Source organism: Streptomyces sp. B6B3, from assembly GCF_039871525.1.
Taxonomy (GTDB): Bacteria; Actinomycetota; Actinomycetes; order Streptomycetales; family Streptomycetaceae; genus Streptomyces.
In genome coordinates this window covers 216,729-231,434 of sequence record NZ_JBDPLU010000007.1, presented here as the reverse complement: position 1 = coordinate 231,434, position 14,706 = coordinate 216,729, and the positions used below count along the sequence as shown (strand labels likewise).

General features: G+C 72.6%; 12 protein-coding genes. 4 read left to right on the top strand and 8 right to left on the bottom strand.

The genetic code is table 11. From position 1 onward, the window contains the following. Positions 1–314: 314 nt before the first annotated feature. The gene (locus ABGB06_RS17410) at positions 315–1,673 is read left to right on the top strand and encodes a dicarboxylate/amino acid:cation symporter (RefSeq protein ID WP_347590233.1); all 1,359 of its coding nucleotides are present in this window, start codon (positions 315–317) and stop codon (positions 1,671–1,673) included. Positions 1,674–1,790: 117 nt separating this feature from the next. Further along, positions 1,791–2,675: an aminoglycoside phosphotransferase family protein gene (locus ABGB06_RS17405; RefSeq protein WP_347590231.1), complete on the top strand. Its 885-nt coding sequence runs from the start codon at positions 1,791–1,793 to the stop codon at positions 2,673–2,675. Positions 2,676–2,946: 271 nt separating this feature from the next. On the opposite strand, the gene ABGB06_RS17400 is transcribed toward ABGB06_RS17405, so the two are convergent. From ABGB06_RS17400 to ABGB06_RS17390, 3 genes are all read right to left on the bottom strand, one after another. Then, the gene (locus ABGB06_RS17400) at positions 2,947–3,294 is read right to left on the bottom strand and encodes a YciI family protein (protein ID WP_347590229.1); all 348 of its coding nucleotides are present in this window, start codon (positions 3,292–3,294) and stop codon (positions 2,947–2,949) included. Positions 3,295–3,426: 132 nt separating this feature from the next. Then, positions 3,427–4,701 (bottom strand): lipase, encoded by a 1,275-nt coding sequence (locus ABGB06_RS17395; protein WP_347590227.1) that lies wholly within the window; start codon positions 4,699–4,701, stop codon positions 3,427–3,429. Between the two features lie 197 nt (positions 4,702–4,898). After that, positions 4,899–5,465, bottom strand: a complete 567-nt coding sequence (locus tag ABGB06_RS17390) for a GNAT family N-acetyltransferase (protein ID WP_347590225.1) — start codon at positions 5,463–5,465, stop codon at positions 4,899–4,901. A 336-nt stretch (positions 5,466–5,801) separates the two neighbouring features. Here ABGB06_RS17390 and ABGB06_RS17385 point away from each other — a divergent pair, with 336 nt between their 5' ends. Then, positions 5,802–8,129 carry a beta-L-arabinofuranosidase domain-containing protein gene (locus tag ABGB06_RS17385; RefSeq protein ID WP_347590223.1) on the top strand — a complete coding sequence of 776 codons (2,328 nt, stop codon included), beginning with the start codon at positions 5,802–5,804 and terminating at the stop codon, positions 8,127–8,129. A gap of 186 nt (positions 8,130–8,315) precedes the next feature. Next, positions 8,316–9,287, top strand: a complete 972-nt coding sequence (locus tag ABGB06_RS17380; RefSeq protein WP_347590221.1) for a hypothetical protein — start codon at positions 8,316–8,318, stop codon at positions 9,285–9,287. 162 nt (positions 9,288–9,449) lie between these two features. Here the strand turns inward: ABGB06_RS17380 and ABGB06_RS17375 are convergent, their stop codons facing one another. The 5 genes from ABGB06_RS17375 to ABGB06_RS17355 form a co-directional block, all read right to left on the bottom strand. Continuing rightward, on the bottom strand, positions 9,450–10,895 hold the full coding sequence (locus ABGB06_RS17375; RefSeq protein ID WP_347590219.1) for an amidase: 1,446 nt from the start codon (positions 10,893–10,895) through the stop codon (positions 9,450–9,452). Positions 10,896–11,013: 118 nt separating this feature from the next. Continuing rightward, a complete protein-coding gene (locus tag ABGB06_RS17370) occupies positions 11,014–11,646 on the bottom strand; it encodes an SRPBCC family protein (RefSeq protein WP_347590217.1) in 633 nt (210 codons plus the stop codon). Further along, positions 11,643–11,996, bottom strand: coding sequence for a metalloregulator ArsR/SmtB family transcription factor (locus tag ABGB06_RS17365; RefSeq protein WP_347590215.1), 354 nt, complete (start codon positions 11,994–11,996; stop codon positions 11,643–11,645). Before ABGB06_RS17365 ends, ABGB06_RS17370 begins: the two co-directional genes overlap by 4 nt. A gap of 51 nt (positions 11,997–12,047) precedes the next feature. Next, complete coding sequence (locus tag ABGB06_RS17360) at positions 12,048–13,280, bottom strand: sialidase family protein (RefSeq protein WP_347590213.1); 1,233 nt, start codon at positions 13,278–13,280, stop codon at positions 12,048–12,050. 225 nt (positions 13,281–13,505) lie between these two features. Beyond that, a complete protein-coding gene (locus ABGB06_RS17355; protein WP_347590212.1) occupies positions 13,506–14,540 on the bottom strand; it encodes a pectin esterase in 1,035 nt (344 codons plus the stop codon). Positions 14,541–14,706 lie beyond the last annotated feature (166 nt).

Genomic DNA, 14,706 nt, shown 5'->3' with positions numbered 1-14,706 from the left:
GGAATCTGTCATCCGCTCCGCCGTTCCCCACGGCCACTCCGCCACCCGGGTGACGGCCGGACGTGTCACCGCCCCGCGGGCGGGGCACGACCACAGCGGAGACGGTTCTGGCCAGTGGTGTTACCGTTCACCTCATGGACACCGCAGCCGCACAGCGACTCGCACGCACCCGCGTGCGCCTCGTGGCGCGCCTGCACATCGATCTCTGTCGCGGCGTGACCGCGGCCTGTCGCTGACCTTCGCGGCTACCGCCGCACGCACCGCGACCACCCCTCACCACGTCACCGCTCATCACCCTTGACCGGAGTGTGCCTGTGTCCTCCCCCTCTCCCGCCACGTCCCCCGACGCGCCCGCGCCATCCTCCGGGCGACCACGAATATCCCTCCCACCCTTCTGGGCGCAGATCCTGCTCGGTCTCGCCCTGGGCGTGCTGCTCGGCTGGGCCGCCCGCACGTGGGACGTCGACTGGCTCGGCCGAACCCTGGAGGAGGTCGGCGACACCTTCGTCCAGCTCCTGCGGCTGGCCGTCGGACCGCTCGTCTTCTTCGCGATCGCCGTCTCCATCACCAACCTCCGCGACGTGTCCAACGCGGCCCGGCTGGCCGGCCGCACCCTGCTGTGGTTCCTGACCACCTCGCTGATCGCCGTCGCCATCGGCATCACCATCGGCCTGATCACCAACCCGGGACAGGGCAGCGGCTTCACCCCGGCCGACGGCGCGCCGCCGGACGCCGGCTCCGAGGGGTCCTGGCTGGACTTCCTGACCGGGATCCTGCCGACCGACATCGTCACGCCGTTCGTCGACCTCAACGTCCTGCAGATCGTGTTCCTCGGCGCGGTCACCGGCGTCGCCGCCCTCCGCCTCGGCGAGCGCGCGGAGCCGTTGATCACCTTCGGCGAGACCGTGCTCGCGCTGCTGCAGAAGGCCCTGTGGTGGGTCATCCGGCTCGCCCCGATCGGCACGATCGGGCTGATCGGCCGCGCCATCAACGAGTACGGCTGGGACCTCATCGGCGACTACGCGACGTTCACCGCCGACGTCTACGTCGGCTGCGCGCTGGTGCTCTTCGGCGTCTACCCGCTGCTGCTGCGCTTCGCCGCCGGCGTCGACCCGCTGCGCTTCTACCGCGCCGCCTGGCCCGCCCTGCAACTCGCGTTCGTCTCCCGCTCGTCGGTCGGCACCCTGCCGGTCACCCAGAAGGTCACCGAGCGGCTCGGCGTGCCGCGCGAGTACGGGTCGTTCGCGGTGCCGTTCGGGGCGACGACCAAGATGGACGGCTGCGCCGCGATCTACCCGGCGCTGGCCGCGATCTTCGTCGCGGAGATCTTCGGCGTGAGCCTGGGGATCCAGGAGTACGTGCTGATCGTCTTCGTCTCGGTGATCGGCTCGGCCGCCACGGCCGGCCTCACCGGCGCCACGGTGATGACCACGCTGACCCTGACCACGCTCGACCTGCCGCTGGAGGGCATCGGCCTGCTGCTGGCCATCGACCCGATCCTGGACATGATGCGGACCGCCACCAACGTGGCCGGCCAGGCGGCCGTCCCGGTCATCGTCGCCGCGCGCGAGAAGATCCTCGACCACGACGCGTACGACACGGCGACGAGCTTCGACATCAACGACGCGGAGTCGGAGGCCCCACAACGCGAGGAGCTGAAGCCCGCCGCGTAGCGGAACAGCGCCTTCCCCGGGCGTGCCAGGAGCCGCCGCCCCCGATCGGTAAGCCGGCCGGGGGCGGCGGCGCTTGACCGTACCCGGGAGGGCTGTCATGGTCGCTGGCTGTGCGGGATGGGTAGTACCGACGAGTCAGGCCCGATGCGGGCGATGCTGGAGTGGGCCGCGGCGTGCGTGGACGACGCCGCCCGGGTGGTGGGCGTGCGGGCGCTGCACGCCGGTGACGGGCCCTGGTTGCTGCGGGTCGAGTCGCCTCGGCGGCTGGTCGAGGTGGTGCTTCGGGCGCCGACGCCTCGTATCGACGGCGAGATGATCGCCACCAACGTCGCCGCGCTCAGGGTGGCGGAGGAGCACTCCCTGCCGGCGCCGCGGCTTCTCGGCGCCGACCTGGATGGGCTGGCCGCCGGGGTGCCGGCCAGCGTCGAGACGGTGGTGCCGGGGAGCAGCGCCTGGCCGGCGCGGGTGGGCGCGGACCGGCTCCGGGCCGCCGGCGCGGCGATCGCCCGGGTGCACCGGATACCGCTGGCGCCCTCGGATCACCTGCCGGTGCGGGCCCGGCCCATCGCGGTCGACGACTTCGCGCGGGAACGGCGGCTGGGCCGGATGCCGACCACGCCGCTGCTCCGGCACGCCGACGTGGTGGTCCGGGCCGTCACGGCGGCGGGCGGCCCGACGGTCTTCCTGCACGGCGACGTGTGGCCGGGCAACACGATGTGGAGCGGCGCCGTCTGCCGGGCGTTGATCGACTGGAAGACCGCGGGCGTGGGCAGCCCCGGTGTGGATCTCGGCGAACTGCGCAAACAGGTGGCCCTGGCCAACGGGCCGGACGCCCCGCGCCATGTCCTGGAGGGCTGGGAACGAGCCAGCGGCGTCCGCGCCGAGGACGTGCCCTACTGGGACGCCGTCGCCGCGCTGAACACCCCGACCGCATGCGACCCCCCGGAACACACGGCGCCCCGCGACTCGTTCCTGCGCGCGGCGCTGGCGCGGCTGGAGTAGCGCGTTCCGTCCCTCCGGCGCTCGGCCTGGCTGATCAACGCCAGGGCCTCGCGCGGGTTGAGCAGCACGGCGCCGATGGCCGCGCCCAGGGATGGCGAACGGCCCGAGGGTGGTGACCCACGGCAGCGTCAGCCGGTCGCCGGAGCCGGAGGACCTTCGGGGCGGCCGACGACGCCGAGCGCGACGCGCACCGTCGCGGCGGGCAGCGGGGCCCACTCGCGTCGGTGCGCGTCGGCTACCGCCTGGCCGACGTCCGGGGCGGGGGTGGCGGTCAACGGGTGGTGGGCGGGATGCCGCCCGCCACGGGCCGCACCTCGACGCCGCCGCGTCCCCACCGGACGGCGGGGTTGCGCCGCGCCAGTTCCAGGGCGGCGTCCAGATCGGGGGCCTCGACCACGTAGAAGCCGGCGACGACCTCCTTGGCGTCGACGAAGGCGCCCTCGGTGACCACGTCGCCGCGCAGCGAGATGGCGGTGTCGGCGGACCTGAGGGCGTACGCCGTGGTCAGGACGCCGGACTCGACGAGGTCGTCGGCGTGCCGCTGGCTCGCCGCCTGCTGTTCGGGGGTGTGGTCGCCGGCCGCGGGGTCGTCGAAGATGAGGATCGCGTAGTGGGCCATGATGGGTCTCCCTGACTGTGCGTCTGGTCGGTACGCCCCTCTACGTCGGACGGGCGACGCGCATTCGACAGACCCGTACGCGGGCTTTTCTCGACAAGGTACCCGGGCCGCGCCCCGGTCGCCGGTCGCTCCCTACCCGGTCAGGGCGCGGAACCATGCGATGGTGGCCGTGGTGGCGGCGACGCTGGAGCCGAGGTGGCGGGAGTCCTGGTAGTCCACCGCGCCGAGGTCGACGACCGGCACGGCCGTCCCGTTCGCCCGCAGTTCCGCGCGGCACCAGGCGGTGTTCTCCACGACGGCCTGTTCGTCGCCCGTCGCCATGTAGAGGCGGGTCGGCATCCGCGGCGCCCAGTCCGTGCACACGCTGCCGGCCGCGCCCAGGGCCGCGGCGAACGATCCGGTGGGGGCGGTCAGCAACCGGAGACCGCGCTCCGTCAGCAGTTCCTCGGGCGAGCCGGGGAGGCCGGCCATCATCTCCTGGCCGGTGTGGCTGCCGTCGAACAGTTCCTCGACGGAAGCGGCGTACGGGGACCGGAACACCTCGGCCGGGTCCTCGTACACGCCGCCGTGCAGCCGTTGGACGGCCACCAGCGCGTACGCCGCGTACACCGCGCCGTACCTGGGCGCGACCCGCTCCGCGTCGAGGAGCGACGGCAGCGTGGTGCCGACGAAGTCGTAGGCGCCGCTCACCGGCGCCAGCGCGCCCGCCCGGAACCAACGGTCCTCGCCCGCCTGCAGGGCCCGGGCCAGGCCCATGGCGGCGGACGCGCCCTGCGAGAAGCCGGTGACCAGCACGTCCCGCCGCAGGGTGTGGCCGGTGTGCGGGGCGAACGCGCGGGCGGCGCGGAGCAGGTCCAGGGACGCGGTCGTTTCCGACGGGACGTCCATCCAGGGGTGCGTTCCTGGCCCGAGCCCCATGCCGAGGTAGTCGGGCGCTACCCCGGCGAAGCCGGCCGTGGCGTAGCTGATCGGCGCCGCGCTGACGAAGTTCCGCCGCCGCATCGAGGGCGCGTCCTCCTTGTGGACACCGGTGCCGTGGGCGAACGACACCGCGTGCAACGCGCCCTGGTGGGTGCGGGGCAGCGCGAGAAGGCCGCTGGCGGTGGTTGGTCGCCCGGCCGGGTCAACGGTCCGGTACACCAGCCGGTACACGTCGACGCCGTAGCGGGCCACGCTCCCGTCGAACCCGGCCGCGGCCAGTTCGGCCGCGGCCTCGGCACGGCCGTCCAGGGTGTAGAGCAGCTCGGCGGAGACCAACGCCCCGCGGTGCCGCTGCTCGTGCTCCGCGGTGGCCGGGGCGGAGGCGGCGGCGACGGTGGCGGCCGGTTCGGCGGCCACCGCGGCGGGGGCGCCGGCCAGCAGCAGTGCCGCGCAGGCGACGGTCACCAGGGGAGTGTGGGCGTGCATGGGATGCCTGCTTCCTTGTTCGGTCGGCGTTGTCCCTCGGCCCTCAGCATGTGGCGCCGGCGGGCCCGGCACAGTGGGTCCAACCCCCGGTCCGGGGTGGTGGCAGGTCCACCCGGGGCTCGACCGCGTCCCGGCGCCTGGAGAGCCTGGCGAGGGAGGGCGGGGAAGCCGCGAACGGCCGGTGTCGGGCGGCGCGTTCAGGCCGCGGTTCCACGCTCCCGCCACTCGCCCACGGTGATTCGCCAGACGACGCCGATCCCCACCTCGCCGGGCGCCACCGCCCCGTCGGGCGCCGGGGCGCGTTCGACCTCGGTGAACCCCAACCGGAGGGCGACGGCTCCGCTCGCGGCGTTGGCCGCGTCGTGGTGGATCTCCACGCGGTCGATGCCCGGCAACCGGAAGCCCTGGTCCGTCAGCGCCGCCCCGGCCATCGTGGCGAGCCCCCGTCCGGTCCAACGCGGGTGCAGCCAGTAGCCGATGTCGAGGCCGCCCGCGCCGATGCGGCGCATGAGGCCACAGGCGCCGATCAGCGCGCCGCCCGACGTGATCGCGTAGTTGAAGGCCTGCCCGGTGTCCCACTGGTGCCGGGCCCGGACGAGGAACTCGACGGTTCGCCGCCGATCCTGGTCGGCCGCCCAGGGCATCCACGGCACCAGATGCTCCCGGGACTCGTCGATCGCTCGCACCAGGGCGTCGAGGTCGCCCGCGCGCCACCGGCGCAGTTCTGCCTGGTCACGACGGATTCGGTCGGCGGGTGCTGCCATGCACCGGATGCTCTCGCGATGCGCCGCCGCCGACAACGGGATATCGGGCCGCACGTCCCGCCCCCGCGCCCCCCCGACGCCAGCCGAGAAAGTGGTGCGCCGGCTCTTGACCTCCCGCACCGGGGACCCAATGATTCAACCGTCTGGCTCCTCGTACGTCGTTCGTAATATCGAACCAGCGAGTTTGTGCCTGCCCCACAGACCGCGACAGCACCACGCGCACCACCTCCCCTCGGTGAGGTCCGACGCGTACCACCGGTCCGCCGTCGCGCACGCCCGTCAGCGCGCCGTCGGGGCCCGAAGGACCTCGCCCTTCTTGATCCGGAAAGGGTAAAGATGTCTTCCTCCGTCAGCCGGCGGCGGCTACTCCAGGCTGCCGGGGCGGCAGCCGTCGTCTCCGCCGCCGGGCCCGTCATCGGCAGCTCGACCGCCCGGGCGTCGGCGATCGCCCCGGCCCTGGACGAGATCGGGGTGTCCGCGCACCCGTTCGCGTTCGGTCAGGTCCGGTTGACCTCCAGCCGGTGGCTGGACAACCAGAACCGCACGGTCAGCTATCTGCGGTTCGTCGACGTCGACCGGTTGCTGTACGTCTTCCGCTCCAACCACCGGCTGTCCACCAACGGCGCCTCCTCCAACGGCGGCTGGGACGCCCCGTCGTTCCCGTTCCGCAGCCACATGCAGGGGCACTTCCTCACCGCGTGGGCGCAGGTGTACGCGGTGACGGGGGACACCACCTGCCGGGACAAGGCGAACGCCATGGTGGCCGGGTTGGCCGCGTGTCAGGCCAACAACGGCACCGCCGGCTTCACCACCGGCTACCTGTCCGGCTATCCCGAGTCCGACTTCACCGCCCTGGAGAACCGGACCCTGTCCAACGGCAACGTGCCGTACTACACCATCCACAAGACCCTGGCCGGACTGCTCGACGTGTGGCGGCTGATGGGCAGCACCCAGGCCCGTGACGTGCTGCTGGCGCTCGCGGGCTGGGTGGACTGGCGGACCGGCCGGCTCAGCGGCAGCCAGATGCAGGCCATGATGGGGACCGAGTTCGGCGGCATGAACGCCGTGCTGGCCGACCTCTACCAGCAGACCGGCGACTCCCGTTGGCTCACCGCCGCCCGACGGTTCGACCACGCCGCGGTGTTCGACCCGCTGGCGTCCAACCAGGACCAGCTCAACGGGCTGCACGCCAACACCCAGGTGCCCAAGTGGATCGGCGCCGCCAAGGAGTACAAGGCCACCGGCACCACCCGCTACCGGGACATCGCCACCAACGCCTGGAACATCACCGTCAACGCGCACACCTACGTCATCGGCGGCAACAGCCAGGCGGAGCACTTCCGCCCGCCGAACGCCATCGCCGGCTACCTGAACCAGGACACCTGCGAGAGCTGCAACACCTACAACATGCTCGTCCTCACCCGGGAGCTGTTCGGGCTCGACCCGAACCGGGCTGCGCTGTTCGACTACTACGAGCGGGCGTGGCTCAACCAGATGATCGGCCAGCAGAACCCGTCCGACAGCCACGGTCACGTCACCTACTTCACCCCGCTCAACCCCGGTGGCCGACGCGGCGTGGGCCCGGCGTGGGGCGGCGGCACCTGGAGCACCGACTACAACAGCTTCTGGTGCTGCCAGGGCACCGGCCTGGAGATGCACACCAGGCTGATGGACTCGGTCTACTTCCACACCGACGACACGTTGATCGTGAACCTCTTCGTGCCCTCGGTGCTCGACTGGACGGAGCGCGGCATCACGGTCACCCAGACCACGTCGTACCCGGTCAGCGACACCACGACGCTGACGGTCACCGGCGACGTCGGCGGCAGTTGGTCGATGCGGATCCGCATCCCCGGCTGGACCAGCGGCGCCACCATCAGCGTCAACGGCGAAGCACAGGACATCACCACGACGCCCGGCAGCTACGCCACCCTCACCCGTTCCTGGACCGCGGGCGACACGGTCACCGTCCGGCTGCCCATGCGGGTCGTGATGCGGGCGGCCAACGACAACGCCAACGTCGCCGCGGTCACCTACGGCCCGGTGGTGCTGTCCGGCAACTACGGCAGCACGTCGCTCGGTTCCCTGCCGTCGCTGAACACGTCCTCGGTCACCCGGACCGGCACCGGATCGCTCGCCTTCACCGCCACGGCCAACGGCTCCACCGTCAACCTGGGCCCGTTCTACGACGCGCACGGCCACAACTACACCGTCTACTGGAACGCCAACGGGCAGGGCGGAGCGGACACCGTCCGGCTGGTCAACGTCGCCAGCGGCCTGGTGCTGGGCGTCCAGGACATGTCCACGGCCGACGGCGGGCGCGCGCTGCAGTGGAACGACTCGGGCACCGCGGACCACAACTGGGAGATCATCCAGGACGGCAGCGCGGTCCGGTTCCGCAACGCCAACAGCGGCAAGGTGCTCGGCGTGCAGGACATGTCCACGGCCGACAACGCGCCCGTCCTGCAGTGGGCGGACAACGGCACCGCCGACCACCGGTGGACGCTGGTCGACCAGGGGAACGGGACGTACGAGATCCGCAACGAGAACAGCGGCAAGCTCCTCGGCATCCAGAACAACTCCACCGCCGTCGGCGCCTTCGCGGTCCAGACCCCGGACGACGGCAGCGCAGACAACCGCTGGCGCGTCGTGGACAACGGCTGAACGACGGCTCCCACACTCGCCCCCAGACCCTGCCGGCGTCGCCCTCACGGCGTCGGCAGGGCGCCGGCTCCGCCTCCCGAGGGAACCGCGCGCGGTTGCACCTGCGTCCTCTTCTGACAAGCCCATGACGGGTCCATCGGGGGAAGGACAAGGGTCATGACTGTGCTTACGGTCACTCGCATACGCATGCGCGAACGTCTTCGGCTCGTCGCGGCAGCGGCGTGTGTGCTCCTCACCTGCGGTGTCCTCACCGCGTGCGAGGACGACGTGGTGGAGGAGGGCGGAGGGGCGGGCGGCTCCGAGCAGGCTGAACTGGAGGTGCCGGAGCGGGACCCGGAGAGGTTCGAGTTCTCGCTCGTCCCCGTCGAGGGGGAGGGCGGCGGCGACGGAGACGGCGCCGCGGGCCACGACCTGACACAGAACCAGGCGGCGCCGAACGAGCCGGCCTGGCAGGGATGCCTGCTCAACTGGCTGCTCGACTGGCCGCGGGAGGCCAGCGACGACTACACGCTGGACGCGACGTACGGCATCGCGCTGGAATGCGACCTGCCCGCCATGGGTGGCCCGACCATCGACTCGGACGTCCAGGCCACGCTCTACGACGCGGCCAGCGGCGAGGTGATCGACGAGGCCCCGAAGGTCACCGGCGGTTGGGACACGGAGGACTACGTCGAGAGCTCCGACACGGTCGGGGTGACGTGGCCGCGCGAGATGCGGATGACGGCGCACGTGGAGATGCAGCTGATCCCCGGCTGCGACATCGCGGGCTGCGGCGACCCCGATCCGGGGTGGATGTGGGGACCGATGCCGGCGAACTGTGAGGGCGTCGGCCTGTGGCTCGCGGTCTGCGACTACGAGTGGGAGTTCATCCCGGTCGGCAACGCCCAGTGCCCCACCGACCCGCGGTTCGACGAGGGACCCGACCACGTGCAGTTCCACGTCACCTGCTCGGGCGGCGTGTCCGTCACCGCGGAGATCGCCAACATGAGCGACGACGGGAAGTGCACCTACGCCATCGCCGTCGTGCCGGGGGGCGAACAACGCTGGGACGCGGTCTGCGAACCGGGCGAGACGAAGACCGTCGACCTCGGCAGCTCCACCGCCGACGGCACGGGAGGGACCGCGCACGTCACCATGCTCCGCCAGTACGGTTCGTGACGTGACGTGATCTCCCGGACGGCGGCCGAGGCTCAGCCGCCGTCCGCCTCCGTGTTCGGGTCGGCGTCGACCGCACACCGCTGAGACGACCTGGCGGTCAACGCCGACCGGCGGACGGGCGCGTGCACCCGCCGTCCGCCACCACCCGCCGCCCGCCGGGCGTCACGGGTGGGTGGGCGCCAGCAGGGCGGTCAGCAGACCGGCGACGTGGGTGACGGTGCGGTCGGCCAGACGGGGGCCGACGAGCTGGACGCCGAGCGGGAGCCCGTCGGACGTGGTGCCCACCGGGACGGCGGCCGCCGGGAGGCCGGCCAGGCCGGCGAGGTTGAGCCAGGTCGTCTGCTCCCAGTACCTCCGCCGCCGGCCGTCGACGGTGAGGTGCCGCCGCGGGACGGGCAGGTCCGTCTGGTCGGGCACGGCGGCCGTGGGGGCGGCGGGCGTGACCAGCACGTCGACCCCGTCCACCCCGTCGAAGTAGGCCGCCCACCGGTCGCGCAGCCGGCGGCGTTCCTCGTCGGCGAGCAGCCAGTCGCGGTGGCGCATGGTGCGGGCGCGCCGGAAGCCCGCGAGGGCCGAGCCGTCGTCGGGGTCCAGCGCCGCCGCGGCCTCGACCTCGGCGGCGAACTCCTCGGGCGCGGCGGTCGCCGACGAGCCGGCGAACAGCAGGGACTGGAAGAGGCGGTCGGAGTCCGCCAGGTCCACGGGCCGGGTGGTGCGGTCGATCCCGGCACCGGCGCCGGCCAGGGCCTCGGCCACCCGCTCCAGCAGCGCGCGGGTCTCCGCGTCCACCCGGCAGTACGGGTCGTCGGCCCAGACGCCGACGCGGTACTCCGCGATCCGCTCGCGGCGCGGGGCCGGCAGCGCGAGGCGCCAGGCGGCCGCGTCGCCGGGCGCGGGGCCGGCCAGGACGCCCAGCGCGAGGTCGAGGTCGGCGGCGTCGCGCGCCACCGGGCCGAGCGTGATCATGTCCGAGGAGGACAGCCATCCGGGCGGGCGCGGGACATGGCCCCGGGTCGGCACGAGGCCCCGGCTGGGGCGCAGGGCGAGGACCCCGCAGTAGTGGCCTGGCAGCCGCAGCGACCCCGCCAGATCGCTGCCGAGGTCCAACGGGCTCAGGTGGGCGGCCACCGCGGCGGCCGACCCGCCGGAACTGCCGCCGGCCGTGCGCCCCGGGTCGTGCGGGTTGGGCGTGGTGCCGAACAGCGCGTTGCCCGTCTGGATGTCCTGGCACAGCGCGGGGCAGTTGGTCTTGCCGAGGACGACCGCCCCGGCGGCGCGCAGCCGCGCCACGGCGTCGGCGTCCCGGTCCGGCACGTGCCCGGCCAGCTCCGGCGACCCGCAGGCGGTGCGCAGGCCCTCGGTCTCCAACGAGTCCTTGACGGTGACGGGCAGCCCGAGCAGCGGCCCACCCGGCCGTCCTGCGGCCCGCAGTTCGTCGGCGTCCGCCGCCGCGGCCAGCGCCCGTTCCGCGTCGAGGGTGACGACGGCGTTGTACTCGGGGTGGTCGTCGATCCGCCGCAGGTGGGCCGCGGTCAACTCCCGGCTGGAGACCTCGCCCCGCCGCAGCGCGTCCACCTGCGCGGCGGCCGAACGACGCGTCGGATCCATGATCTCGCGGCTCCCTCTGCGATGTGTGCGGCACCCGGTCGACCCCCAACGCTACGACGCCCACCCCCACGCCCGCGCGAGCCCTGACCCTCGCGCGGGCGGGGATGGTCGGGCGCGCTTACTCGGGGACGTAGAACTTCGTGGTGGCCGCGACCGTGGTGGCGACCTCGTCGGGGGAGGCGCCGAAGGCGGCGTGGGCGGCGCCCCATGCCTCGGCGCTCCGGGTCATGAACTCCTTGGCCTCCGGCGAGTGTTGCCAGGTCTGCTCGTCGAACGTCTCGCCGCGCAGGTGCGCGGCCAGGCTGAGCAGTGATCCGTCCCAGCCGACGCCCACCGCGCCCGGTCCGAACTGCCCCCAGAAGCCCGGGTCGACGACCGCCGCGTGCTCCAGCACCAGCAGCGTCCCGCCGTCCGGCTCGGCGGACAGCCGCACCTCGACCTCGCTGATGTCCTTCTCGGTGACGTTCTCGCCGAAGATCCAGGTCACCCGGAGCAGCCGGGGCGCCTCGCAGACCAGGATCTCGCCGCGGGCGTTGCCCTCCAGCTGGTACTCGCCGCCGAGCGTGAGGTCGCCGCTGACGGGCAGGAACCAGCGGCGCAGCCGCTCGGGGTCGGTGCAGGCGTCCCAGACGTCCGCCACGGACGCGTCGTAACTGCGGCGCAGCACGACGACGGTGGCCTCGCCCGCCGGGATGCGCTTCTCGCCGAGCTCCCGGTGGACGGCGTTGATCTGGTCGACGATGTCGCTCATGAGCCTTGTGAGCCTTTCCTTCGTTCGCGCTTGCCGCGGGCAAGCTCGGTGGCCAGCGCGTCCAACGGCTGGGACCAGAACGCGCGGAAGTGCGCCAGCCACGCGTCGACCTCCCGCAGCGGGGTGGGGTCGACGGCGTAGAGGCGCCGTGTGCCTTCGGGTCGGACGGTGGCGAACCCGTTCTCGCGGAGCACCCGCAGGTGTTGCGATGCCGCGGGCTGGGATATCCCGAACTCCTCCTGGATGACCGCGCTGATCGCACCCGAGGTCTGCTCGCCGTCGACGAGCAGTTCCAGGATGCGGCGGCGCACGGGATCACCGAGGACGTCGAAGGCGTGCACGGCGCTCACTCTTTCAGTCTGTGCTTATTTAAGTCAAGACTTATAGATGGGCGGGCGGGGTCAGATGAGACCCGTCGCGTAGTAGGGCTTGCAGACGTCGCCGTCCCAGTCGGTGGCGATCTCCAGCACCCGGGTGCCGTCGGTGGAGGGCAGCAGGGGAGAGGAGTAGTTGGGGCAGAAGTTGACGGTCGCGCCGGGGACCGCGACGGGGGACGGGATGTCGCGCCAGGGGCCGGCGCCGTTCGCCTCGTTGACGAGGATGGTGTTGCCGTTGCCCGCCGCCGTGGAGCCGTCCGCGTTGAGCAGCATCTGCCCGATCAGCAGGATCCGGCCGTCCGGGTTGCCGTCCGGCGAGGGCGCCCAGGCGATGGTCGGCGTGGCGCGGAAGTACCGGCCGTCCGCCGTCTCCGGTCGGTACCCGAGGTGGGCCGGGTCGCCCCAGTTCCAGCCGTCGGCCGAGGTCCGGTAGTGCACCACGCACTGGTACTGGCCGCCGGGGTTGCAGATCTCGTAGCTCATGAAGTAGGTGCCGTTGGGCAGTTGCCGCACCATGGGCATGCCCGGGCGGTCCTCGGACCAGCCGCTGGCGACGGTGTCGTGGTGGTCGGTCCAGGTGATGCCGTCGTAGCTGCGGGCGGCGGACAGCTTCTGGCTGTGGCCCGGGTCGGTCTCGTCCGCGTAGTGGCACACCAGGGCGCCGTCGGCGGCGATGGAGAACTCCGGCTCCCACAGCCCGCCGGTGCCGGTGGCCGTCGCGCACGCGGACAGGTACGACCAGGTGCGGCCCACGTCGTGGCTGACCCAGACGCGCAGCGCCATGCGGCGGTCCGCCTCGTCCTGGCCCGCGGAGGACGCCCACAGCAGCGTGCCGGCCGGCAGGTCGCCGACCTGCCGCGGCAGTTCGTAGAGGGTGGCGCAGCACAGGCCCTGGCCGGCGGCCGACTCCGGGTCGGCGACCGCGCCGACCTGCTGGAAGGTGGCGCCGTCGTCGGTGCTCTCGTGGATGGCGCCGAGGCCGTTGTTCCCGTCGAACGTGACCACGCTGGCCAGGATCCGGCCGTTGGCTTCGCCGTTGTGCGCCAGTCGGATGGCCCGCGGGTAGAGGCCGGTGTCGTTCCGCAACGGGGTGCCGGTGGCGGTCGGTTCGACGGCGTCGGCGCTGAGGGTGGGGTCGGCGCCGGGGGCGGCCGCGGGGGTGGCGGTCGCGGCGGGCGGGCCGAGCAGCGCGGCCAGCAGCGCGCAGACGCAGAACAGCACGGCGCGGGTCGGCCAGGACGCGGGGGATCGGGTCACGGGGCGTCTCCGGAGTGTGGGGGGACGGGTGCGGGCGCCGCCGGAACGGGCGTTCGGCCCCGGCGGTCTAGACCAAACGTATCGGCGGCGGATGCGCGAGGGGAGGGGTCGGACCGCGCCATGCCGCGTTCCCCGCAACCGGGCGTGCCCGGCGCGACGGTCGAACCGCCGTGCCGGGCACGTTCCCATGAGACCGGGCCGGAACCAGGGGGAGGACCCCCGGGATCAGACGCCGATGTCCGCCTGCGGGCCGGCGCCGTCCTGGACGATGGACGGGACGTCCTCGGCGGAGTCGAGGGTGTAGTCGTAGAACGAGCTCGGGTCGAACGCGTCGCCGCCCGAGTTCTGGTCGCCCTCGCAGTCGACGAAGATGTTGCCGCTGTCGACGAGTTGGGCCGCGTCGTCCTTGATGAGGGGGTCGTTGACGCCCTCGAAGTAGCTGTTCTCGATGACGGTGTTCGACGCGCCTCGTGACCAGTTCCCGCTTCCGAGGTCCTGCATGTAGTTGTTGTACAGGTGGGCGTTGGCCACGTTGTCGATGCTCGGGTTGCGGGAGTCGGTGTTGCTGAACCAGTTGTGGTGGATCGTCATCTGCGAGGTGACGTTCTCGGTCCAGCCGATGCCGAACGTCTTGTGGTTCTCGTTGATGATGTTCCAGGACACGGTGAGGTTGGTGGTGTCCTCGCGGCTGTCGATCAGGCCGTCGTTCATCCGCTCGAGACGGTTGTGGTCGATCCAGACGTGGTCGGCGTTGTCCATCTGGATGGCGTCGTAGTCGTAGGCGTCGTCGTCCGGGTCGTCGTCCGCCATGCGCGTGTCGCGGATGGTGAGGTTGCGGATGATGACGTTGCTGGTGTCCTCGCCGAGGAAGAACCCGCCGCCGACGATCTCGCCCGCGGTGCCGACGCCGATGATGGTCTTGTTCGACGTGACATCGACCTCGTGCCCCATCTCCGGGTACTCGATGGTGCCGCCGACCTGGATGACGTGGGCCCCGTCGGCGCCCGCGTACTCCTCCAACTCGTCGAAGCTGGTGACGGTGATGGTCTCGCCGCCGGCGCCGCCGGTGGTGCCGCCGTCCGTGGAGGCGAAGCCGTCGGCCGTGTCCGCCCAGGTCGGGACCGGGCCTGGTCCCGCCTGCTCGGGCACCGTGTCCTCGGCGTTGCCCGCGGGGGCGTTGATGGCCAGCAGGCCGCCGCACAGGGCGACCGCCGGCACCATGAGCAATGACCAGCGCTTCGTCGCGGCTCTCGTGGTCATGACGTCTCCAGTTGTCGTGGGGGATACGGCCGAGGGTGGGGGTTCCTCCGGGCCCGGGGCCCGGAGGAGGCTCGACCGGCCGCTGACGTGCTGATCGCCGCGTGCCGGGAGGCGAGGTGGGGCCCGGCGCGCCGCGTGCTCGAAAGTTTCGTTGAGATCGAGGCAC